Raw genomic sequence first — 22,124 nt, forward strand, 5'->3', positions numbered from 1 at the left:
GAAGTGTTATCTGGGGCGTAGATTTCGAATGAAAATATCGCGAAACCGTAATCCAGCTCTCAACATTATGAATCATTCATCAGTTCAGGATCGACAATGATTGAAATTGAAACCCGGCGCCTTGGTGACCATGAAATCCTCCATGCATTCCCGACAGGCAAAGCTGAACAACCGTTGCCGACGGTGGTTTTTTATCACGGCTTTCTCTCCTCTAAGCTGGTCTACAGCTATTTTGCCGTAGCGCTGGCGCAGGCCGGTTTTCGTGTGGTCATGCCCGATGCGCCGAATCATGGTGCCCGCTTTACGGGCGATGAACAGGCGCGGCAGGGGCTGTTCTGGCAAACGCTGCACGGCAGCTTGACCGAGTTTGCCGGGCTGCGCGACGCGCTCCTGTCGGGCGGGCTGGTGGAGGGGAAACGGCTGGCGGTAGCGGGCGCATCGATGGGCGGAATGACGGCGCTGGGGATCATGGCCCGACATCCTGAAGTGACGTCCGTGGCGTGCCTGATGGGGTCGGGCTATTTTACCTCACTGGTAAAGACGCTGTTCCCGCCGCAGGGGCCTCAGGAGATTGAGGCTTTGCTATCCGAGTGGGACGTCAGCCATGTGCTCCCGCAGCTGGCCGATCGCCCGCTGCTGCTGTGGCATGGCGATGCCGACGACGTGGTCCCGCCCGGTGAAACGTTCCGTCTGCAGCAGGCGCTACAGCGCGAAGGGCTGGATGGCAATCTGACCTGCCTGTGGGGAGCCGGCGTCCGGCACCGCATTACGCCCGCGGCGCTGGATGCGACCGTCGCATTTTTCCGCCAGCATCTTTAGACGCGAAGCACCTTAACGCCCTGATCCTCAAGCTTGCTGAGGATATCAGGGTTGGCGTTTTTGCCGGTGATCACCATGCTGATTTGCTCGGCGCGGCTGAAAAGCATCCCGGCGCGTTCACCGACCTTGCTGCTGTCCACCAGCACCACCAGCTTGCCCACCACGTTAAGCATATTTTGTTCCGCCATGGCGGTGAGCATATCCGTCTTATAGAGGCCTTCTGCGGTCAGCCCCTTGCCGCTGGTAAACATCCAGTGCCCGGCGTAGAGGCTGTTTTCACTGTCCTGCGGGCTGAGGGTAATGGACTGGCTCTTGTTGTACTGGCCGCCCATGATCACCACGCTTTCATGTTCCTGGTCAATGAGATAGTTGGCCAGCGGCAGATAGTTGGTAATGATTTGCACTGGCTTGCCGCACATCTCCCGACCCAGCAGAAATGCCGTTGAGCCACAGTTGATCACGACGCTTTCACCGGGATTCACCAGCTGTGACGCTGCCCGGGCAATCCGCACCTTTTCATCGTGATTCTGCGCCTGGTGGATGTTCATCGGCGTCCAGCGTGGACGCTGCTGGCTAATGGCCTCTGCGCCGTTGCGGACTTTTTTCAGCTTGCCGCTTTCATCCAGCTTGTTGATGTCCCGCCGCGCGGTGGCGGGGGAGATCCCTAAACGTTCGATCACTTTCTCGACGGTGATAAACCCGGTTTGCGCCAGGAGTTCCAGTAAAATTTGATGCCGTTGCGCTTCCGTCATGAGCTATTCCGATAAGAATTGATTTGAAAAGATGATATTTGAAATAGCGTGAAATTACTAAAAGAAATATGACATCGCCAGACACAGGGTCTGGCGATTTGGCTTCACAATCAGAGGAAGGACTTGAACGGCAGATCTGGCTCAATAGTAAAGCAATCATCGAAGCCACGCGGGTAGTGGTACTCAAGATTGTCTTTGTCCAGCGGCCAGGTGAACTTGCCGCCAACCTGCCAGATAAACGGCTTGAAGCCATACTTGAGGCGATCTTTTTTCATCTCCCACAGAACGCGGATCTCTTGCGGATCGGCCTGGAAATTCGACCAGATATCGTGGTGGAACGGGATCACCACCTTGGTATTCAGCGCTTCCGCCATGCGCAGCATATCCGCGCTGGTCATTTTGTCGGTAATACCGCGCGGGTTTTCACCGTAAGATCCGAGCGCCACGTCAATCTGATGCTCGTTACCGTGCTTCGCGTAATAGTTGGAGTAATGAGAGTCGCCGCTGTGATACAGGGAACCGCCGGGGGTTTTGAACAGGTAGTTCACCGCACGCTCGTCCATGCCGTCTGGCAGTACGCCTGCGGCTTTCTGGTCGGCGGGCAGGGTAATCAGCGCAGTGCGGTCGAAGGCATCCAGCGCATGAATTTCAACGTCTTTGATTTTGACCACGTCGCCAGGTTTCATCGCGATGCAGCGCTCTTTTGGCACTCCCCAGCCAATCCATAAATCCACGCACGTCTGCGGCCCGATAAACGGCACGTCGTCAGCGCAGTTTTGCATTACCGCTGCCGCCACGTTCACATCAATGTGATCGTTATGATCGTGGGTAGAAAGAACGGCATCGATCTGGCGAATGGCAAAAGGATCAAGAACAAACGGCGTGGTACGCAGGTTCGGCTGAAGTTTTTCCACGCCGGCCATGCGCTGCATCTGGTGGCCTTTTTTCATCAGCGGATTGCCGTGGCTCTGTTTACCGGTGCCGCACCAGAAATCGACGCAAATATTGGCGCCGCCTTCAGATTTCAGCCAGATACCGGTGCAGCCCAGCCACCACATTGCAAACGTGCCGGGAGCAACCTGTTCCTGCTCAATCTCTTCGTTCAGCCAGCTACCCCACTCCGGAAAGGTGCTCAGAATCCATGACTCACGGGTGATGGTTTTCACTTTACTCATCGGTTTAGCTCCTGCTTTTAATCAAAAGTAATCATATGGTGACGCGTTATGATTAATGCTGGCACTGTTTGAATCGGTTTGCAATGACTATCTTGCGGAATACTCCCCTCGCTGCATCACAGAAAAAACGTCTTAGCATTGTTAAGATAACCTCTAAGTGTCATTAATGTGCTGAATTTTAAGAATTAATTAATATTTTTCAATCGGTAGTGAAAATCATTACTGATACCAGGGAAATAAATTGCGTGATACGTCACAAATAATCAAATGCAATCTTGTGGTGATTATTTGTGATTAATAGAGTGAAGGCACCAACCACGCAGGGATTGCCCCGCGTGTTCTCATTTTCTGGAGAGAGTTATGGAGATCCTCTACAACGTCTTTACCGTTTTCTTTAATCAGGTAATGACCAACGCCCCGCTGTTGCTGGGTATCGTGACGTGCCTGGGGTACATCCTGCTGCGCAAAAGCGTCAGCGTGATTATCAAAGGCACCATCAAAACCATCATTGGTTTTATGCTGCTGCAGGCGGGGTCTGGCATTCTGACCAGCACCTTTAAGCCGGTGGTTGCCAAAATGTCGGAGGTGTACGGCATTAACGGCGCCATCTCTGATACCTACGCGTCCATGATGGCCACTATCGATCGCATGGGGGATGCGTACAGCTGGGTTGGATATGCGGTACTGCTGGCGCTGGCGCTGAACATCATTTATGTGCTCCTGCGGCGCATCACCGGTATTCGCACCATCATGCTCACCGGGCACATCATGTTCCAGCAGGCGGGGCTGATTGCGGTTTCGCTCTATATCTTTGGTTACCCAATGTGGACCACGGTTATCTGCACCGCTGTGCTGGTCTCACTTTACTGGGGCATTACCTCCAACATGATGTACAAGCCAACGCAGGAGGTCACTGACGGCTGCGGCTTCTCCATCGGTCACCAGCAGCAGTTCGCTTCATGGATAGCTTACAAAGTTGCGCCGTATCTGGGCAAAAAAGAGGAGAGCGTTGAAGACCTCAAGCTGCCGGGCTGGCTGAACATCTTCCACGACAACATCGTCTCAACGGCGATTGTAATGACTATCTTCTTCGGGGCCATTCTCCTCTCCTTCGGCATTGACGTGGTGCAGGCGATGGCGGGTAAAACCCACTGGACGGTCTATATCCTGCAAACCGGTTTCTCTTTTGCCGTGGCCATTTTCATCATCACTCAGGGCGTGCGTATGTTCGTCGCCGAGCTGTCTGAAGCGTTCAACGGTATCTCTCAGCGCCTGATCCCTGGCGCGGTGCTGGCGATTGACTGTGCGGCTATCTATAGCTTTGCGCCAAACGCCGTCGTGTGGGGGTTCATGTGGGGCACCATTGGCCAGCTGATTGCAGTTGGCATCCTGGTGGGCTGCGGCTCCTCCATCCTGATTATTCCAGGCTTTATCCCGATGTTCTTCTCCAACGCCACTATCGGCGTGTTTGCTAACCACTTCGGCGGCTGGCGCGCTGCGCTCAAGATCTGCCTGGTCATGGGCATGGTTGAAATCTTTGGTTGCGTGTGGGCGGTCAAGCTCACCGGTATGAGCGCCTGGATGGGCATGGCGGACTGGTCAATTCTGGCACCGCCAATGATGCAGGGCTTTGCCTCCGTCGGGCTGGCCTTTATGACCGTCATCATCCTGATTGCACTGACTTATATGTTCTTCGCTGGCCGTTCGCTGCGGGCTGAAGAAGATGCGGAAAAACAAACAGCAGAAGTTTCTGCTCACTAAGGAGTTTCGATTATGACCGTACGTATCCTGGCTGTGTGTGGCAATGGGCAAGGAAGCTCCATGATCATGAAAATGAAAGTGGACCAGTTTTTAACCCAGTCAAACATTGACCACACGGTGAACAGCTGCGCAGTGGGTGAATACAAAAGTGAACTGAACGGCGCGGACATCATTATCGCTTCAACTCACATCGCCGGTGAGATCAGCGTGTCGGGCAACAAATATGTGGTAGGCGTGCGCAACATGCTGTCGCCTGCGGATTTCGGGCCAAAACTGCTGGAAGTGATCAAAGAACACTTCCCACAAGACGTGAAGTGAGGGCGACACATGAAGCTACGTGATTCGCTGGCAGAGAATAACTCCATTCTTCTACAGGCCGAAGCCAGCACCTGGCAGGAAGCGGTGAAGCTGAGCGTGGATCTGCTGGTCAAGGCGGACGTTGTCGAGCCGCGTTATTACCAGGCCATTCTGGATGGCGTGGCGCAGCACGGCCCGTACTTTGTGATTGCCCCGGGCCTCGCAATGCCGCATGGCCGTCCGGAAGAGGGCGTCAAGAAAACAGGCTTTGCGCTGGTGACGCTGAAAACCCCGCTGGTGTTCAACCACGAAGATAACGACCCGGTCGACATCCTGATCACCATGGCGGCCGTTGATGCCAATACCCACCAGGAGGTGGGCATCATGCAGATCGTTAACCTGTTTGATGATGAAGCTAATTTTGACCGTTTACGCGCCTGCCGTACCGCGCAGGATGTGCTGGATTTAATTGATAACGCCACTGCGGCGGCAGTTTAAGAGGGAATTGAAAATGTCATTACCAATGTTGCAGGTCGCGCTGGATAACCAGACTCTGTCTCACGCCTACGAAACCACCCGCCTGATTGCGGAAGAGGTGGATATTATCGAAGTGGGTACCATTCTGTGCGTGGGCGAGGGCGTTCGCGCGGTTCGCGACCTGAAAGCGCTCTATCCGCACAAAATCGTGCTGGCGGATGCCAAAATCGCCGATGCGGGCAAAATTCTCTCACGCATGTGTTTTGAAGCCAACGCCGACTGGGTCACCGTCATCTGCTGCGCGGATATCAACACGGCCAAAGGCGCGCTGGACGTGGCAAAAGAGTTCAACGGCGACGTGCAGATTGAACTGACCGGTTTCTGGACCTGGGAGCAGGCGCAGGAGTGGCGCGAGGCGGGCATCCAGCAGGTGGTTTATCACCGCAGCCGTGATGCGCAGGCCGCCGGCGTGGCGTGGGGCGAAGCCGATATCAGCGCGATCAAACGCCTGGCCGATATGGGCTTCAAGGTGACCGTAACCGGTGGCCTGGCGCTGGAAGAGCTGCCGCTGTTCAAGGGTATTCCAATTCACGTCTTTATTGCCGGTCGTAGCATTCGCGACGCGGCGTCTCCGGTGGAAGCGGCGCGCCAGTTCAAACGCTCGATCGCTCAGCTTTGGGGCTAAGGAGCGGGTATGTTGTCAAAACAGGTCCCGCTTGGCATCTATGAAAAGGCACTCCCGGCGGGGGAGTGCTGGCTGGAGCGGCTACAGCTGGCGAAGCGGCTGGGCTTTGATTTTGTCGAAATGTCCGTGGATGAGACGGACGAGCGCCTTTCGCGCCTGGACTGGAGCCGCGAACAGCGTCTGGCGCTGGTGAGCGCCATTGCCGAGACCGGCGTGCGCGTGCCGTCCATGTGCCTGAGCGCTCATCGCCGCTTTCCTCTCGGTAGCGAAGATGATGCCGCGCGCGCGCAGGGGCTGGAGATCATGCGGAAAGCTATCCGCTTTGCGCAGGATGTCGGCATCCGCGTGATCCAGCTGGCGGGTTACGATGTTTACTATCAGGAGGCCAACGACGAAACGCGGCGTCGTTTTCGTGACGGCCTGAAAGAGAGCGTCGACATGGCAAGCCGCGCGCAGGTGACGCTGGCAATGGAGATCATGGACTACCCGTTGATGAACTCCATCAGCAAGGCGCTGGGCTACGCGCATTATCTGAATAACCCGTGGTTCCAGCTCTATCCGGATATCGGCAACCTGTCGGCATGGGATAACGACGTGCAGATGGAGCTACAGGCGGGCGTCGGGCATATCGTGGCGGTGCACGTCAAGGACACCCGTCCTGGCGTGTTTAAAAATGTGCCGTTCGGCACCGGGGTAGTGGATTTCGAACGTTGCTTTGAGACGCTCAAACATACAGGTTATTGCGGGCCTTACCTGATTGAGATGTGGAGCGAAACCTCGGACGATCCGGCGGCGGAAGTGGCGAAAGCCCGGGACTGGGTGCGCGAGCGCATGGCGCGGGCAGGCTTACTGGAGGCGGAACATGCATAAGCTGAAGCAGCAGGTCTTTGAGGCTAATCTGGATCTTCCGCGCTATGGCCTGGTGACGTTTACCTGGGGCAACGTGAGCGCCATCGATCGCGAGCAGGGGCTGGTGGTGATTAAGCCGAGCGGCGTGGCATATGACGCCATGAAAGCAGACGATATGGTGGTGGTCGACCTAGAAGGAAACGTGGTTGAGGGCAAATGGCGTCCTTCTTCGGATACGGCTACCCATCTGGCGCTCTACCAGCGTTATCCGTCGCTGGGCGGTGTCGTGCACACGCATTCTACGCACGCCACTGCCTGGGCGCAGGCTGGCCTGGCCATCCCGGCGCTGGGCACGACGCACGCGGACTACTTCTTCGGAGACATTCCGTGTACGAGAGCACTAACGCAGGCTGAGGTAGAAGGCGAGTACGAGCTCAACACCGGCAGGGTGATTATCGAAACGCTGGGTGAGACGGAACCGCTGCATACGCCGGGTATTGTGGTGTACCAGCACGGTCCGTTCTCCTGGGGTAAGGATGCGCACGACGCCGTGCATAACGCGGTGGTAATGGAAGAGGTGGCAAGAATGGCGTGGATTGCCCGCGGCATTAACCCACAGCTTCAGGGCATTGATGATTATCTGATGAACAAGCATTTCATGCGTAAGCACGGCCCGAATGCCTATTACGGGCAGAAGTAAATATGCGCTCTGGGATACCGAAACAGCTGTAACCGGTGGTATTCCGGAGCCATTCATAAAAAAGCCCCCGTGCAGGGGGCTGGTTGGTTGTTGCTCTGTCTCGTTGGCTTTCCTGGTGCTGGCGATAAAGCGTTATTGGTAAATATCTGCACTGGCGTGCATATTACCGTTGCTGCCGGGCTCACGCGTCAGCATGACGTGATAGTATTTTGCGCCCCGGGCGTCGGTTTCTTCATTAAGCGCCCGATCTGCTTCACTTTCGGTGGCGAAGTTATGATTGATGTAAATTACGCCTAAGCTCTGCACATCATCCATGTTTCTGGCCTGCTGGCTGTCTATCCTGATGGCTGCCATCGCGTTTGCACTGAGCAAAAGCGCAGCCATAATGGCGATTGCGATGTTTTTCATGATTTGCGCTCCACGACTGCATGCTGCGGTAATACGGTTGCTGCTCTCCTTCCCGGTTTATATGGTCTTTGCTTAAAGTGTAATCGCTTCTCTGTCAGCGATGGGTGACCATTTCTGATGGTGTTGTTCAAAAAAGCAGCGCTTCAGATATGAGCGATTTTAAATCACCCACTTAGACCCGCTTCGCGCTTTGTGCGAATTATTTGTGCAATCAGCTTGAGTTTCCCGGGGGGCGCAAGTATTATGACGCGTCAATTTTTCAGCCGACCTTTAACACGTTCCTTGCCTCCCCGGGCCTCGGCTGACCCAGACAGGAGGCTGAATAATCCGTAAGGAGCAATTCGATGCGTCATTACGAAATCGTTTTTATGGTCCACCCTGACCAGAGCGAACAGGTTCCGGGCATGATCGAGCGTTACTCTGCTGCCATCACTGGTGCAGAAGGCACGATCCACCGTCTGGAAGACTGGGGCCGCCGTCAGCTGGCTTACCCGATCAACAAACTGCACAAAGCTCACTACGTTCTGATGAACGTTGAAGCTCCGCAGGAAGTGATCGATGAGCTGGAAACTACCTTCCGCTTCAACGATGCCGTTATCCGCAGCATGGTTATGCGTACTAAGCACGCAGTTACCGAAGCATCTCCGATGGTTAAAGCGAAAGACGAGCGTCGTGAACGTCGCGATGATTTCGCAAACGAAACCGCAGATGATTCTGATGCTGGGGATTCTGAAGAGTAATTTCTGATGACCAACCGTCTGGTGTTGTCCGGTACCGTGTGCAGGACCCCCCTTCGAAAGGTCAGTCCATCAGGAATTCCGCATTGCCAGTTCGTGCTTGAGCATCGTTCTGTGCAAGAGGAAGCCGGGTTTCACCGGCAGGCGTGGTGCCAAATGCCCGTAATTATTAGCGGACACGAAAACCAGGCCATTACTCACAGTTTAACGGTCGGTAGCGCAGTAATCGTTCAGGGGTTCATTTCTTGCCACAAGGCAAAGAACGGTCTGAGCAAAATGGTTCTGCATGCCGAGCAGATTGATTTGATAGATTCTGGAGACTAGCCATATGGCACGTTATTTCCGTCGTCGCAAGTTCTGCCGTTTCACCGCGGAAGGCGTTCAAGAGATCGACTATAAAGATATCGCAACGCTGAAAAACTACATCACCGAAAGCGGTAAGATTGTCCCAAGCCGTATCACCGGTACTCGTGCAAAATATCAGCGTCAGCTGGCTCGCGCTATCAAACGCGCTCGCTACCTGTCTCTGCTGCCGTACACTGATCGTCATCAGTAATCGGGCACGGTCCATTAATACGACTTTAAGAGGATAAGGTAATGCAAGTTATTCTGCTTGATAAAGTAGCAAACCTGGGCAGCCTGGGTGATCAGGTAAACGTTAAAGCGGGTTACGCTCGTAACTTCCTGGTACCACAGGGTAAAGCTGTTCCAGCTACTAAGAAAAACGTAGAGTTTTTCGAAGCACGTCGTGCTGAACTGGAAGCCAAACTGGCTGACGTTCTGGCGGCTGCTAACGCTCGCGCTGAAGCAATCAACGCACTGGGCACCGTTACTATCGCGTCTAAAGCTGGCGACGAAGGTAAACTGTTCGGTTCCATCGGTACCCGCGATATCGCTGATGCAGTAACTGCAGCAGGCGTTAAAGTGGCTAAGAGCGAAGTTCGCATGCCGAACGGCGTTCTGCGTACCACTGGTGAGCACGAAGTTGACTTCCAGGTTCACAGCGAAGTGTTCGCTAAACTGGTTGTTAACGTTGTAGCTGAGTAATTTTTTACTCTGCTCACGTCGAAGCGCCGGCCCTGTGCCGGCGTTTTGCTTTTTAGCGTGACCCTGCATCATCTTTTGCTCTTGTAAGGTCGCTATTCCTGACGCATTCTCTGATAATAAATTGAAACGCAATTTTATTTATGAGATTAGTCATGGACACCGCTCTACCCACGCCCGTCTTTGCCCGTCGAAATGTGGCCTATGCCTGCGCCACGCTCTGCTGTCTGCTTTGGGGTAGCTCGTACCCGGCCATAAAAAGTGGCTACGAACTCTTTCAGATCGCGACCGATGATATCCCGTCCAAGGTGGTGTTTGCCGGATACCGTTTTCTGTTTGCCGGTGCGCTACTGCTGCTGTTTGCCCTGGCCCAGCGAAAACCGATTGGCAGGCTCACCCCCACGCAGTTTGGCCAGCTAACGATCCTCGGGCTGACCCAGACCACCGTTCAGTACACCTTCTTTTATATTGGCCTGGCCTACACGACGGGCGTGAATGGCTCCATCATGAACGCCACCGGCACCTTCTTCAGCGTGCTGCTGGCGCACTTTATCTATCACAACGACAAGCTCAGCTATAACAAAACGCTGGGCTGCATTCTCGGGTTTGCCGGGGTGATGCTGGTGAACTTCCGCAGCGGGTTAAGTGATTTCCAGTTTGTCTGGCAAGGTGACGGTTTCGTGGTGCTGGCGGCCTTTATTCTCTCTGCCGCCACGCTTTACGGAAAGCGGATCTCCCAGACCGTTGACCCGACGGTAATGACCGGGTGGCAGCTGGGGATAGGCGGGGCGGCACTGGTTGCGGGTGGCTATGCTACGGGCGGGACGCTGGAGGTGCACAGCATGAAGGCCGCCGCCGTGCTGGGCTATCTGACGCTGCTTTCATCGGTGGCGTTCGCCCTGTGGAGCGCGCTGCTTAAGGTGAACCGCGTAAGCATGATTGCCCCGTTCAACTTTGTCATCCCCGTGGCAGGGACGGTGCTCTCCGCCATTTTTCTCGGCGAAAACATTCTGGACATCAAATACGCGATTGCGCTGGTGCTGGTCTGTTCGGGGATATGGTGGGTAAATAAGCGGAACGCCTGAGAATTATCGCCGGGTAACGGCTTTGCCTTACCCGGCATGCAAACTACCGTGCTCTGATAAAGCTGCCGTCCGGCTGGCGGGTAAACAGCACCTGCTGACCGTTCCCGGTATCAATCGTCAGCCCGGTCACCACGCCGCTGGCATTCTGGCGGATCTGCACCATCTGACCATTTTGCAGGTTGCTGAGCGGCTTGCCTGCCCCTTCGACTTGCGCCATGGCATACACGTCCGTCGCGGGCAGATTGTGGTCGCGGAACAGTTGGGCAAGGGTTTTCCCCGACTCGACGCGATACGAGCGCCACTGCTGCTCGATGCCGGTAGGCTGTTGAGCCTGCGGTTCAGAAGGGGCGGCGGCCTGCTCCTGATCGTCCTGAACGGGCTCAGGCGCAACTGGCGCAACCTGGCCCGGATCGTTAGATGGCGTAACCAGCTGCGTCTGCATCGGCTGTGAATCGGGCTGCGGCCGGCTTTGCGACTGAATATCCAGCTCGGCATTCCGGCTAACCGGCGCGGTATCACCGCTGTCACCGCCGGAAGGAAGCAGGAAGCCGATGACGATCAGCAGCGCGCCAATGATAATGCCCCTGCGGTGCAAAGGCGGCAGCGGGTCCATGATGCGAAAGTTATCCGGCGCATGCCAGATTTTCGCCAGGGTAGGTTTCAGTTCAAATCGCCCGGGCATGGCTCTCCTCCTGCTCCGCGTCTTTTTATCCTGTCCTGAGAAGTGTAGTTTGCTAACTGCCTGATGGGCGTAACAAAGCCAGCTTTCGTGACATATATTCGGGAAAATCCTGACGGCTACTATTGTTTCCGTTTCGCCGCAGTTTGTCACCTTTACTTAAGACAAAGTTTTACCCATAAGGGCATGGCTGATATGCTGCCCGCTACTTTAAATGTGATGGAAGGAAAACCCATGACCACCCCGACTTTTGACACTATCGAAGCGCAGGCAAGCTACGGCATCGGCTTGCAGGTAGGACAGCAGCTGAGCGAATCCGGCCTGGAAGGTCTGTTACCGGAAGCGCTGGTGGCGGGTATCGCTGATGCGCTGGAAGGCAAGCAGCCTGCCGTGCCGGTAGACGTTGTGCACCGTGCGCTGCGTGAAATCCACGAACGTGCTGACGCCGTACGTCGCGCGCGTTTCGAAGAGATGGCGGCAGAAGGCGTGAAATATCTGGAAGAGAACCGCGAGCGTGAAGGCGTGAACAGCACCGAGTCTGGCCTGCAGTTCCGCGTGATCAACCAGGGTGACGGCGCAATCCCGGCTCGTACCGACCACGTTCGCGTCCACTACACCGGTAAGCTGATTGACGGTACCGTATTCGACAGCTCCGTAGCGCGCGGCGAACCGGCTGAGTTCCCGGTTAACGGCGTTATCGCTGGCTGGATCGAAGCATTAACCCTGATGCCAGTAGGCTCCAAATGGGAACTGACTATCCCTCATAACCTGGCTTACGGCGAGCGCGGCGCTGGCGCGTCCATTCCGCCGTTCAGCACCCTGGTGTTTGAAGTCGAGCTGCTGGAAATCCTGTAATCGGCTTTTCTTATTTTCCTCTCTCAGCACGGGGAGAGGAAAATAGCGATAAAACCTATAGTTACGACGGAATCAACATTTTATGTTGCAAACGAAACTGTTGCGTGTATTTTTGTGAGCTGTTTCGCGCTGTATGAGTGATATGACACTCACTTTCAACATATTATTAACATAATATTCAATTCATAGTATTCATCCCGCCGATTCTTACCTACTATCGATAAGCCCTTACAAAGGGACCGTCATTTATTTGGCGTATTTAAAGGCCAACAGAGCCTTAACAACACAGACAGGCATAAACAGGAAAATATAACATGGTAGATCAGGTCAAAGTCGCCGCCGCAGAAGAGGCGACATCTGAACAGTCGCTACGGCGTAATCTCACAAACCGTCACATTCAGCTTATTGCCATTGGGGGCGCCATTGGCACCGGGCTGTTTATGGGCTCGGGCAAAACCATCAGTCTTGCCGGGCCGTCGATCATCTTCGTTTATATGATCATCGGCTTTATGCTCTTTTTCGTGATGCGCGCAATGGGCGAACTGCTGCTCTCGAATCTCGAATACAAATCCTTCAGCGACTTCGCGTCGGATCTGCTCGGCCCGTGGGCGGGCTATTTTACCGGCTGGACCTACTGGTTCTGCTGGGTCGTTACCGGTATGGCGGACGTCGTTGCCATTACGGCTTACGCACAGTTCTGGTTCCCCGGCCTGTCGGACTGGGTGGCCTCGCTGGCGGTGATTGTCCTGCTGCTGAGCCTCAACCTCGCCACCGTTAAAATGTTCGGTGAGATGGAGTTCTGGTTCGCGATGATCAAAATCGTCGCCATCATCGCGCTGATTGTCGTCGGGCTGGTGATGGTGCTGACGCACTTCCAGTCGCCAACCGGCGTTCAGGCGTCGTTTGCCCATCTGTGGAATGACGGCGGCTGGTTCCCGAAAGGCATTAGCGGCTTCTTTGCCGGGTTCCAGATTGCGGTATTCGCGTTTGTCGGCATTGAGCTGGTCGGTACCACGGCGGCGGAAACCAAAGATCCGGAGAAATCCCTGCCGCGCGCGATCAACTCCATTCCGCTGCGTATCATCATGTTCTACGTGTTCGCGCTGATTATCATCATGTCCGTGACGCCGTGGAGTTCGGTAGTGCCAACGAAGAGCCCGTTCGTCGAGCTGTTCGTACTGGTCGGCCTGCCGGCGGCGGCGAGCCTGATTAACTTTGTGGTGCTGACCTCCGCGGCTTCATCGGCGAACAGCGGCGTGTTCTCCACCAGCCGCATGCTGTTCGGCCTGGCGCAGGAAGGCGTTGCCCCGAGCGCGTTCGCCAAACTCTCTAAACGCGCGGTACCGGCGAAAGGACTGACCTTCTCCTGCATTTGCCTGCTGGGCGGCGTGGTGATGCTCTACGTCAACCCGAGCGTGATTGGCGCATTCACCATGATTACCACGGTCTCTGCGATCCTGTTCATGTTCGTCTGGACCATCATCCTGTGCTCGTACCTGGTGTACCGCAAACAGCGTCCACACCTGCATGAGAAGTCGATCTACAAGATGCCGCTGGGCAAGCTGATGTGCTGGGTATGCATGGCGTTCTTCGTCTTCGTGCTGGTGCTGCTGACGCTGGAAGAAGATACCCGTCAGGCGCTGATCGTCACCCCGCTGTGGTTTATCGCGCTGGGGCTGGGCTGGCTGTTTATCGGTAAGAAACGTATGGCGGGCGTAAGGTAAAAGCAAAACGGCAACGTCGGTTGCCGTTTTTAGTTTTTGCTCCCTCTCTCCGTGGGAGGGGGCATCAGGCCGCAGCGGCCTTTTTTATTCCCCGGCCAGTGCGCGCGGGAACAGAACGTTATTCTCAAGACTGATGTGTTCCATCAGATCGTCGATCGTCTCGTTAATGCCGTTGTACAGGGCTTTCCAGGTGGTGCACGCTTCTGGCGGCGGGGTGACGTTATTGGTGGTGTGTTTGATCACTTCCAGCAGCTCGCCGGCGTCATCATGCTCGCTTTCCATCACGCTTATAGGCCCCATCGCCTGGCTACCCATTCCCTGTTTAATCATCGGGAAGAGGATCTGCTCTTCTTTCATCATGTGGCTGGAAAGTTCTTCGTGCAGCATGGTCAGGTATTTTGCCAGACCGCGCGGTACGGAGGGTTTGTCGGCGTGAACGCGCTCGACTTTGGTCGCCTGCAAAATTAGCTCCGGCAGCTGTTCGCGGTGACGATCGTGGTAACGCACGATGATATGGTCGATGATTTCAGCAAGCGGCGCGGTGCGCCAGTCTTTATCGACAGGCTGTTCGGCCAGCAGCGCCAGCTCCGCTTCGATAGCCTCCACGTCCAGCTCTTTACGCGACGCTGCACGCGCCAGCGTTTGCTTACCGCCGCAGCAGTAATCCATGTCGTATTTGCGGAACAGCGCAGAAGCGCGAGGGATGGAGAGCGCCAGCTCGCCCAGGGGTTGATCGCGGAAGGCCATAGTCGTTACCTCATCATCAATAATATAAGATGCATTTTAAATACATCTTTAAGCCGATACTATAACCCTTTAGTGGCAAGGGTAAAAATGAGAGGGCGCTCACAAAAAAAGAGCGCTTTTAAGCTGCTGATTGAATGCAGAAAAGGGCTTTAGAAAGTTTTTAAAGGTGGAGAAACAGTAAACAACCCGCCGCGCGTGCCGATAGATACACGTCAGACAAACCTGCATATAAAAAGGCAACGCATGTTTAAACGTATAAAAGTGATTACTCTTCTGATTTCGGTGCTGCTTGTGCTCGGCATTATGCAACTGATCTCCGCCGGCATTTTCATTAACGCGCTCAATAACGATAAAGAGAACTTCACCGTTTCTCAGATTTCCAGCCAGAACGTGGCGGAGTTTACCGATGCATGGATTAGCCTGAACCAGGCGCGCGTCACCCTGAACCGCGGCATGCTGCGCCTGCAAAGCAGCATGGCTTCCCAAATTAACGGCGGCCAGCTGAACGAGCTGGTGAATACCACGAAAAACCTGCTGGCCGACGCGCAGGCCCACTACGATACGTACTACGCGCTGCCGGAAACCCCGGGGCTGGATGAGCGCCTGGCCGACAGGCTGGAAGAACAGTACCGCATTTACTCCGCCACGCTGACGCAAATGAACGTCCTGCTGGGCCAGGGTAATCTGGAAGATATGTTCAAGCAAAATGCGGAGCAGAAACAGACCGCGATGCAGAAGGTCTATCACGAGTGGCGTGAGGCGCAGGCCGCGCTTACCGCGAAAGGCATCAAGGACAATGAAAGCGACTACAGGCGCATTCTGTGGATCCTTTCTGCGGTGATGCTGCTGGTGATCGCGGTGATTATTTCCAGCTGGGTTGCGATGCGCCGCGTGCTGCTGCTGCCGCTGGAAGAGGTGATTAACCACATCCGCGCCATTGCAGCAGGGGATTTAACCCAGCCGGTTCAGGCTGAGGGGAAAAACGAAATGGCGATCCTGGCGCGTAACGTCCAGGAGATGCAAACCGCGCTGGCCAACACGGTGGGCGTGGTGCGTGAAGGCGCAGACACCATCTACACCGGCGCGGGTGAAATTTCTGCCGGCAGTAACGATCTCTCTTCCCGTACCGAGCAGCAGGCCGCGTCGCTGGAAGAAACCGCCGCCAGCATGGAGCAGCTGACCGCTACCGTGAAGCAAAACGCCGATAACGCGCGTCAGGCTTCCCGCCTGGCGCTGGATGCCTCTTCCACCGCGAAGAAGGGTGGAAACGTGGTGGAAGGCGTGGTGCGCACAATGGATGAAATCGCCACCAGCTCCAGCAAAATAGCGCAGATCACCAACGTGATCGACGGCATTGCCTTCCAGACCAATATTCTGGCGCTGAACGCGGCGGTAGAAGCTGCGCGCGCGGGCGAGCAGGGCCGCGGCTTTGCGGTGGTTGCGGGCGAAGTGCGTACTCTGGCCCAGCGCAGCGCTCAGGCGGCGAAAGAGATCAAAGCGCTGATCGACGATTCTGGCGAGCGCGTGAACGCAGGCTCTCAGCTGGTGAATGAGGCGGGCGCGACGATGGCGGAAATCGTCAGTGCGGTTACGCGCGTAACGGACATTATGGGCGAGATTGCCTCTGCGTCCGACGAGCAGAGCCGCGGTATCGACCAGGTAGGTCAGGCCGTGGCGGAGATGGATCGCGTCACCCAGCAGAATGCCTCGCTGGTGGAGGAGTCTGCGGCAGCGGCGGCAGCGCTGGAAGACCAGGCGGCGCGCCTGAACGAAGCGGTGGCGGTATTTAAAATTACCCGCAGCCAGGCGGTGAAGGCAGCCCCGGTGAAAAGCGTTGCAGCCAGGGCGCAGCCCGTAGCGTCGGCGTCTGAAGCGAACTGGGAAACGTTTTAACCCGGTGCCGGGTAGGCGTTCGCGCCACCCGGCAAAAATCACGTCTCCGAAGCCGGAACGACCCTCGGTTTTTCCGGCTTCGCTCTCACCGCAATCACCACCCCAAGAACCAGCAGCGCGATCCCGCAGGCCGTTAACAGCGGCGGCACGCTCTGGCGCATCAGGAAGGTATAGAGCAGCCCGGCCAGGGTTTCGAAGACAATCAGCGGCCCCAAGATCACCGTCGGCAGCTTCTGGCTGGCCACGTTCCAGCACAGCGCGCCCACCCATGAACACAGCACGGCAATGGCGACCATCAGCCCGACGAACACCCACGGGCGCGGCCCAAAGGGCAGGGTAAACGCCGGCTGCTGGCTGCCCAGCCAGATACACGCGCCGACATAGCCCACTAACGAGACGGGGAGCGTCACCAGCGCCTGCGCCGTGGCCCACATCATCGGGTGTTTGTCCGGGTTCTCCCGCAGCCAGCGCGCGTTGCGCAGGGCATACCAGGCCCAGCACGCCACCGAGATGAACGCTAACAGGATACCCGAACCGTAGCGCCACAAGCTGAAATCCTCCAGACCGTGGCGCAGCTCGGCGATATTAACGCACACCAGCCCCACAGCGGTGCAGGCCAGCGCCGGCGCCATTTTTGACCACGCCAGCCTGCCGTCACGCTGGCTGTAAAGCAGGTTCGCGAAAACCGGGATCACGACCGGCAGCGTACCGATAATCATGGTGGAAACCGGCGCGCCGGTGCGCTGAATGGCGCTCGCCAGACAGACGTAGTAGATAAGATTACCCGTCATGGTCAGCGCCAGCGCGGTGATCCAGTCCTGACGACCAAGCTGACGCAAACGCGCGCGTCCCAGCCACGCCAGCGGCACGGCAATCAGCCCCAGCGCCAGATAGCGTCCGGTAGACTGCAATATCGCCGGATACTCCGGCACAATCAGCGGGCCTACGAAAATCAGCCCCCACATTAAACCCGCAAGCAGGGCATACAACACGCCGCTAATCATCTTCTCATCCACAGTGATTCATTTTGTAACCAGTGTAGGAGGCGGACGCGCGCGCGTATTGTATGAGATTGCGCATCAGCGCCTGGCAACCTGCTTCTGGTAGCGCACGGGCGTAATGCCGTAGCGGCGTGAAAAGGCGCGGGTCAGGTGCGACTGATCGGTCAGCCCCGTTGCGGCGGCCACTTCGGCGGCAGGCATGCCGTGCGTAAGGAACGCTTTGGCGCGCCACAGGCGAATGGCCATCAGCATCTGATGCGGGGTGACGTGAAAATGGGCTTTGAACTGACGCTGAAAATGGTACGGGCTGAGCGAGACGACGTTGGCCAGCTCGTCCAGGGTGAGCGAGCGCATATAGTTATCGTGCAGATAGTCGCGAACGCGTTCGAAGCGGTGCGCGCCTTCGTTAACGACCGGCGCATGGTGGGCCAGCGGCTGAAATGTCTGAATTAAATCCAGCAATAATCCCTTCTGTGCCAGCGGATCGTCCGTATGCCACAGGCCGTAAATCAGCTGGCCGATTTGCTGCGAGCGCAGCGGGTCATGGCGGGTTACGTCGCTAAACCACCAGTGGCACAGGCCGGTGACCTCCTCCAGCAGATCGGGTTCGAGATAAACCATCCGATAGCGCCAGCCGCCCTCGGTTGCTGACTCTCCGGTGTGGATCTCGTCCGGGTTCATGGTGACAACGGATTTTTCAGCGGCGAGATGCTGGGTCCCGCGATAGCGAAAGCGCTCGGCACCGGTTTCGATGGTGCCGATGCCGAAGGCTTCATGGGTATGAGGCTCGAAGGCGTAGTCAGAGATATGGGCATGATAAAGCTCAAGACCGGGCAGCTGCGCCAGATGGCGAAAGCGCGCGCTGTCTCTCTCATCAGTAAACTGTTCCGGTACGCCTTGCACGGTGAGCCTCCTTGTGGGTCATCGCTTTATTATCAGAAATGACCCAGGGGGATGCCACAAAAAATAACCGATTCTTAACAATTACAGAATGGCTTTGATGCTTTCCGCCAGCGGCGTCGTCGGACGGCCAATCAGCCTGCTCAGGGTACGGCTGTCGTCAAACAGGCCGCCTCTGGACGCGCCCGTGTCGGAGTCCGCCAGCATATCCGCCAGCCCGGCAGGCAGCCCTGCGCCCTTCAGCGCGGCGGCGAAATCCGCTTCGCTCAGGTTCTGATAAGCCACCGGCTTGCCGCTCTGCTTGCTCAGTTCCGCCGCCAGCTCGCTCAGCGTCCAGCCGTGGTCGCCCGCCAGCTCGTAGACCTTGCCTGCATGGCCCTCTTCAGAAATGACTTTCGCCGCTGCCGCCGCGTAATCCGCACGGGTCGCGGAGGCTATTTTGCCGTCACCCGCCGCGCCAATAAACACGCCGTGCTCGAGGGCTGGCGGCGCGCTCGCCAGATAGTTTTCGGTATACCAGCCGTTGCGCAGCAGGGCATAAGGCACGCCGGAGGCCGCCAGCGCATTTTCGGTTTCAACGTGCTCTGCGTGCAGGCCCAGCGGGGAGTTATCCGCGTGCAGCAGGCTGGTGTAGGCGATGAACTTCACGCCTGCCGCTTTGGCAGCGTTAATCACGTTCTGATGCTGTACGGCGCGCTGGCCCACTTCGCTGGAGGAGATGAGCAGCAGTTTATCCACGCCGTTCAGCGCGGTGGTGAAGGCGGCTTCATCGGTGTAGTCCGCCTGACGCACGTCGAGCCCCTGCTGACTCAACGCGTCGGCTTTCGCCGGGTTACGCACGATAGCCACAATCTGGCTGGCCGGAACGGTTTTCAGAAGCTGTTCAATAACGAGTTTGCCAAGCTGGCCGGTAGCGCCGGTAATTGCGATCATGATGAATCTCCTTCGTGTTTGTCTGGTGTTGTGGCACACTAGCACCATAACTAACTTTTAGTAAGTACGCACAAAAAGGTAAGTATTAAAATGACGATACCAACGCTCACCGAGCAAATGCGTGACGGGAATCTTTTTGCCGAACAGTGCCCCTCCCGGGAGGTGCTCAAACACGTAACCAGCCGCTGGGGCGTGCTGATCCTGGTGGCATTACGCGAGGGCACGCACCGCTTCAGCGACTTGCGCCGCAAGATGGGCGGCGTCAGCGAGAAGATGCTGGCCCAGTCGCTTCAGGCGCTGGAGCAGGACGGATTTGTCGATCGCGTCTCGTATCCGGTCGTGCCGCCGCATGTGGAGTATAGCCTGACGCCGCTGGGCGTTGAGGTAAGCGAGAAAGTGGCCGCGCTGGCGGACTGGATTGAGGTGAATACGCCGCAGGTGCTGGCGAACCGGGACGAGCGCGCGGCCTGATGCCCTCAGCCTGACCCTCTCCCGCGGGAGAGGGAACAAACGTTAAAAACGGCAACGTGCGTTGCCGTTTTGCTTTTACCTGCTCAAATCGACCTGATAAATCGCAAAGCCAACGTCATCCGTCGCGACCTTTTTCATCGGATACTGGGCTTTATCCTGAATAAACGCGGCTGCCTTATCGGACGGTGAGGTCTCAAAGCGAATATCCAGCGTTGTGTCGCTGTGGATGGGCGCCAGACGCCAGTTGTTATCCACCGCCGGATGAATTTCACCCGCTTTTTTAGACTCTGCGCCGATCCACGCCGCCAGCACCGAGCGGTTCTCATCCGGGGACGCAAAGGCGATATGGCTGTCGCCCGTTCCGGCGAACTTACCGCCATAGGCGCGATAGTTATTGGTCACCACCAGGAAGGTCGCATTCGGGTCAATGGCCTTACCGTTGAAGGTCAGGTTTTTGATGCGCTCCGCCTGCGGGTTTATCGTCTGGCACTCGCCGTCATATCTGGCGGGCTGGGTTACATCAATCTGATACTCCACGCCGTCGATCACGTCGAAGTTGTAGGTGCGGAAGCCGTCCCAGTTAATCAGCGACTGCGGCTTGCTGCTGTGCGGGTCGATCTGGTTAAACTGCCCGGCGGAGCACTCCAGCCACTCCTTCACCTCTTTCCCCGTGGCCTTCACCACGACGAGGGTGTTGGGATAAAGATAGAGGTCGGCGGCGTTGCGGAAGGTCAGCTGGCCTTTTTCCACCTCAACGTAGCTGGCCGGATCGTTCTTGCGGCCGCCCACCTTGAACGGCGCGGCGGCAGACAGCACCGGCAGTTTTGCCAGGTCCGGGTCGCCCTGAATAAAGTGTTCGGCGTAGGCTTTCTGCGCCATGTTTACCACCTGCACGGTCGGGTCATCCTGCACCAGCGCCAGGAAGCTGTACATGTTGTCGGCTGATTTACCGATAGGCTTGCTGACAAATTCACGCGTGGCGTCGTGATCGTGCTTCAGCACGTCAACCAGCGGTTTATCTTCTGCGGCCAGGGATTTTTTCGCGGCGACGTCATAAATCGGACGCGCTTGCGCTTTCGACTGCGTGACTTTCCAGCTTCCGCCGTCGTTATTCAGCACCAGATCCACCACGCCAAGATGATCGCCCCACATGCCCGGCATCACGGACGGTACGCCGTTGAGCGTGCCTTTTTCGATGTCTGCGCCTTTGATTCCGGAGAAATCTTTGCCCGGGAAGACCGCGTGGGCGTGGCCGAACAGGATCGCATCGACGCCCGGCACCTGGCTGAGGTAGTAAACGGAGTTTTCGGCCATCGCCTGATACGGATCGGCGGAGAGGCCCGAGTGGGCGACAACCACCACCAGGTCTGCGCCTTTCGCGCGCATCTCCGGCACGTACTTACGCGCGGTTTCGGTAATATCGTTTACGGTCACTTTACCGTCGAGGTTGGCTTTATCCCACGTCATGATCTGCGGTGGTACAAAGCCGATATAGCCGATTTTCAGCGTCTGTTTTTTACCGTCCCGATCGACGGCGTCGGTCTCTTTAATCAGATAAGGGGTAAACAGCGGCTTCTGGGTTTTAACGTCGATGATATTGGCGTTAACGTACGGGAATTTAGCCCCTGCCAGCGCGTCGTGCAGGTATTTTAGCCCGTAATTAAATTCGTGATTGCCCAGGTTGCCGACGGCATAGTCCAGCGTATTCATCGCCTTATAGACCGGGTGGATCTCACCTTTCTTCAGCCCCTTCGCCGCCATGTAATCGCCGAGCGGGCTGCCCTGAATCAAATCGCCGTTGTCCACCAGCACGCTGTTTTTTACCTCACCGCGAGCGGCGTTAATCAGGCTTGCCGTGCGCACCAGGCCGAATTTTTCGGTTGGCGTATCTTTGTAGTAATCGAAGTCCATCATGTTGCCGTGCAGATCGGTGGTTTCCAGAATGCGGAGATCCACCGTCGCTGCCTGAACGCCTGCCGCAATCAGCGTTGCCAGGAGCGTTGCGCTAAACTTAATCATCTGAGGAGTCCTTTTTTCGATCCAAGCCACAAAAGAATATGTATGTATATTTTATTGCTTACAGAAGTGTGAATGCTGCCAGAAAAAAGGCCCCTGAAACCAGAATTGCTTCA

General features: G+C 56.4%; 25 protein-coding genes. 16 read left to right on the plus strand and 9 right to left on the minus strand.

Annotated features, from left to right (window positions below):
* Positions 1–96 precede the first annotated feature (96 nt).
* The gene (yjfP, locus tag OWK27_RS18160) at positions 97–819 is read left to right on the plus strand and encodes an esterase (RefSeq protein WP_267590921.1); all 723 of its coding nucleotides are present in this window, start codon (positions 97–99) and stop codon (positions 817–819) included.
* Here yjfP and ulaR read toward each other — a convergent pair.
* Positions 816–1,571 (minus strand): HTH-type transcriptional regulator UlaR, encoded by a 756-nt coding sequence (gene ulaR, locus OWK27_RS18165; RefSeq protein WP_148421879.1) that lies wholly within the window; start codon positions 1,569–1,571, stop codon positions 816–818. The genes yjfP and ulaR overlap by 4 nt on opposite strands.
* A 110-nt stretch (positions 1,572–1,681) precedes the next feature.
* A complete protein-coding gene (ulaG, locus tag OWK27_RS18170) occupies positions 1,682–2,746 on the minus strand; it encodes an L-ascorbate 6-phosphate lactonase (RefSeq protein ID WP_267590922.1) in 1,065 nt (354 codons plus the stop codon).
* Between the two features lie 360 nt (positions 2,747–3,106).
* Between ulaG and ulaA the strand changes: the two genes are divergently transcribed.
* Genes ulaA through OWK27_RS18200 form a run of 6 tightly spaced genes read left to right on the plus strand, consistent with a single transcriptional unit; the run spans position 3,107 to position 7,515 of the window.
* A complete protein-coding gene (ulaA, locus tag OWK27_RS18175; RefSeq protein WP_148421881.1) occupies positions 3,107–4,507 on the plus strand; it encodes a PTS ascorbate transporter subunit IIC in 1,401 nt (466 codons plus the stop codon).
* Positions 4,508–4,519: 12 nt separating this feature from the next.
* Complete coding sequence (gene ulaB / locus OWK27_RS18180) at positions 4,520–4,825, plus strand: PTS ascorbate transporter subunit IIB (protein WP_003856022.1); 306 nt, start codon at positions 4,520–4,522, stop codon at positions 4,823–4,825.
* A 9-nt stretch (positions 4,826–4,834) separates the two neighbouring features.
* A complete protein-coding gene (gene ulaC, locus OWK27_RS18185; RefSeq protein WP_003856024.1) occupies positions 4,835–5,302 on the plus strand; it encodes a PTS ascorbate transporter subunit IIA in 468 nt (155 codons plus the stop codon).
* Positions 5,303–5,315: 13 nt separating this feature from the next.
* Complete coding sequence (ulaD, locus tag OWK27_RS18190; protein ID WP_267590923.1) at positions 5,316–5,966, plus strand: 3-keto-L-gulonate-6-phosphate decarboxylase UlaD; 651 nt, start codon at positions 5,316–5,318, stop codon at positions 5,964–5,966.
* Between the two features lie 9 nt (positions 5,967–5,975).
* Complete coding sequence (locus tag OWK27_RS18195; protein ID WP_267590924.1) at positions 5,976–6,836, plus strand: L-ribulose-5-phosphate 3-epimerase; 861 nt, start codon at positions 5,976–5,978, stop codon at positions 6,834–6,836.
* Positions 6,829–7,515 carry an L-ribulose-5-phosphate 4-epimerase gene (locus tag OWK27_RS18200; RefSeq protein ID WP_267590925.1) on the plus strand — a complete coding sequence of 229 codons (687 nt, stop codon included), beginning with the start codon at positions 6,829–6,831 and terminating at the stop codon, positions 7,513–7,515. Before OWK27_RS18195 ends, OWK27_RS18200 begins: the two co-directional genes overlap by 8 nt.
* 132 nt (positions 7,516–7,647) lie before the next feature.
* Here OWK27_RS18200 and yjfY read toward each other — a convergent pair whose 3' ends face one another.
* Entirely contained in the window at positions 7,648–7,923 is a 276-nt protein-coding gene (gene yjfY, locus OWK27_RS18205; RefSeq protein WP_148421885.1) for a DUF1471 family protein YjfY, read from the minus strand.
* A gap of 344 nt (positions 7,924–8,267) precedes the next feature.
* Between yjfY and rpsF the strand changes: the two genes are divergently transcribed.
* From rpsF to OWK27_RS18230, 5 genes are all read left to right on the plus strand, one after another.
* Positions 8,268–8,663, plus strand: a complete 396-nt coding sequence (gene rpsF, locus OWK27_RS18210) for a 30S ribosomal protein S6 (RefSeq protein WP_003856034.1) — start codon at positions 8,268–8,270, stop codon at positions 8,661–8,663.
* Positions 8,664–8,669: 6 nt separating this feature from the next.
* The gene (gene priB / locus OWK27_RS18215; protein WP_003856035.1) at positions 8,670–8,984 is read left to right on the plus strand and encodes a primosomal replication protein N; all 315 of its coding nucleotides are present in this window, start codon (positions 8,670–8,672) and stop codon (positions 8,982–8,984) included.
* A 4-nt stretch (positions 8,985–8,988) separates the two neighbouring features.
* On the plus strand, positions 8,989–9,216 hold the full coding sequence (rpsR, locus tag OWK27_RS18220; RefSeq protein ID WP_000135199.1) for a 30S ribosomal protein S18: 228 nt from the start codon (positions 8,989–8,991) through the stop codon (positions 9,214–9,216).
* 41 nt (positions 9,217–9,257) lie between these two features.
* Entirely contained in the window at positions 9,258–9,707 is a 450-nt protein-coding gene (gene rplI / locus OWK27_RS18225; protein ID WP_006810372.1) for a 50S ribosomal protein L9, read from the plus strand.
* Between the two features lie 152 nt (positions 9,708–9,859).
* Positions 9,860–10,789 carry a DMT family transporter gene (locus tag OWK27_RS18230; RefSeq protein ID WP_267590926.1) on the plus strand — a complete coding sequence of 310 codons (930 nt, stop codon included), beginning with the start codon at positions 9,860–9,862 and terminating at the stop codon, positions 10,787–10,789.
* A 43-nt stretch (positions 10,790–10,832) separates the two neighbouring features.
* Here the strand turns inward: OWK27_RS18230 and OWK27_RS18235 are convergent, their stop codons facing one another.
* Positions 10,833–11,471 (minus strand): OapA family protein, encoded by a 639-nt coding sequence (locus tag OWK27_RS18235; protein WP_267590927.1) that lies wholly within the window; start codon positions 11,469–11,471, stop codon positions 10,833–10,835.
* Positions 11,472–11,702: 231 nt separating this feature from the next.
* Between OWK27_RS18235 and fklB the strand changes: the two genes are divergently transcribed.
* A complete protein-coding gene (gene fklB, locus OWK27_RS18240) occupies positions 11,703–12,323 on the plus strand; it encodes an FKBP-type peptidyl-prolyl cis-trans isomerase (RefSeq protein WP_008502892.1) in 621 nt (206 codons plus the stop codon).
* A gap of 314 nt (positions 12,324–12,637) precedes the next feature.
* On the plus strand, positions 12,638–14,047 hold the full coding sequence (gene cycA / locus OWK27_RS18245) for a D-serine/D-alanine/glycine transporter (protein ID WP_148421891.1): 1,410 nt from the start codon (positions 12,638–12,640) through the stop codon (positions 14,045–14,047).
* Positions 14,048–14,131: 84 nt separating this feature from the next.
* Here cycA and ytfE read toward each other — a convergent pair whose 3' ends face one another.
* A complete protein-coding gene (gene ytfE, locus OWK27_RS18250; RefSeq protein WP_176608889.1) occupies positions 14,132–14,794 on the minus strand; it encodes an iron-sulfur cluster repair protein YtfE in 663 nt (220 codons plus the stop codon).
* Positions 14,795–15,037: 243 nt separating this feature from the next.
* Between ytfE and OWK27_RS18255 the strand changes: the two genes are divergently transcribed.
* On the plus strand, positions 15,038–16,687 hold the full coding sequence (locus tag OWK27_RS18255; protein WP_267590928.1) for a methyl-accepting chemotaxis protein: 1,650 nt from the start codon (positions 15,038–15,040) through the stop codon (positions 16,685–16,687).
* A 38-nt stretch (positions 16,688–16,725) separates the two neighbouring features.
* Here the strand turns inward: OWK27_RS18255 and OWK27_RS18260 are convergent, their stop codons facing one another.
* The 3 genes from OWK27_RS18260 to OWK27_RS18270 all read right to left on the minus strand — a co-directional run bounded on the left by OWK27_RS18260 (position 16,726) and on the right by OWK27_RS18270 (position 19,521).
* A complete protein-coding gene (locus OWK27_RS18260; protein WP_193354897.1) occupies positions 16,726–17,691 on the minus strand; it encodes a DMT family transporter in 966 nt (321 codons plus the stop codon).
* A 75-nt stretch (positions 17,692–17,766) separates the two neighbouring features.
* Positions 17,767–18,591 carry an AraC family transcriptional regulator gene (locus tag OWK27_RS18265; RefSeq protein WP_267590929.1) on the minus strand — a complete coding sequence of 275 codons (825 nt, stop codon included), beginning with the start codon at positions 18,589–18,591 and terminating at the stop codon, positions 17,767–17,769.
* Between the two features lie 81 nt (positions 18,592–18,672).
* Complete coding sequence (locus OWK27_RS18270) at positions 18,673–19,521, minus strand: SDR family oxidoreductase (protein ID WP_267590930.1); 849 nt, start codon at positions 19,519–19,521, stop codon at positions 18,673–18,675.
* A 90-nt stretch (positions 19,522–19,611) separates the two neighbouring features.
* Here OWK27_RS18270 and OWK27_RS18275 point away from each other — a divergent pair, with 90 nt between their 5' ends.
* On the plus strand, positions 19,612–19,992 hold the full coding sequence (locus OWK27_RS18275) for a winged helix-turn-helix transcriptional regulator (protein WP_242173866.1): 381 nt from the start codon (positions 19,612–19,614) through the stop codon (positions 19,990–19,992).
* Between the two features lie 75 nt (positions 19,993–20,067).
* On the opposite strand, the gene OWK27_RS18280 is transcribed toward OWK27_RS18275, so the two are convergent.
* Entirely contained in the window at positions 20,068–22,011 is a 1,944-nt protein-coding gene (locus tag OWK27_RS18280) for a bifunctional 2',3'-cyclic-nucleotide 2'-phosphodiesterase/3'-nucleotidase (RefSeq protein WP_267590931.1), read from the minus strand.
* Positions 22,012–22,124: the final 113 nt, after the last annotated feature.

This window comes from Enterobacter cloacae complex sp. 2022EL-00788 (assembly GCF_026627565.1).
GTDB lineage: Bacteria > Pseudomonadota > Gammaproteobacteria > Enterobacterales > Enterobacteriaceae > Enterobacter > Enterobacter pasteurii.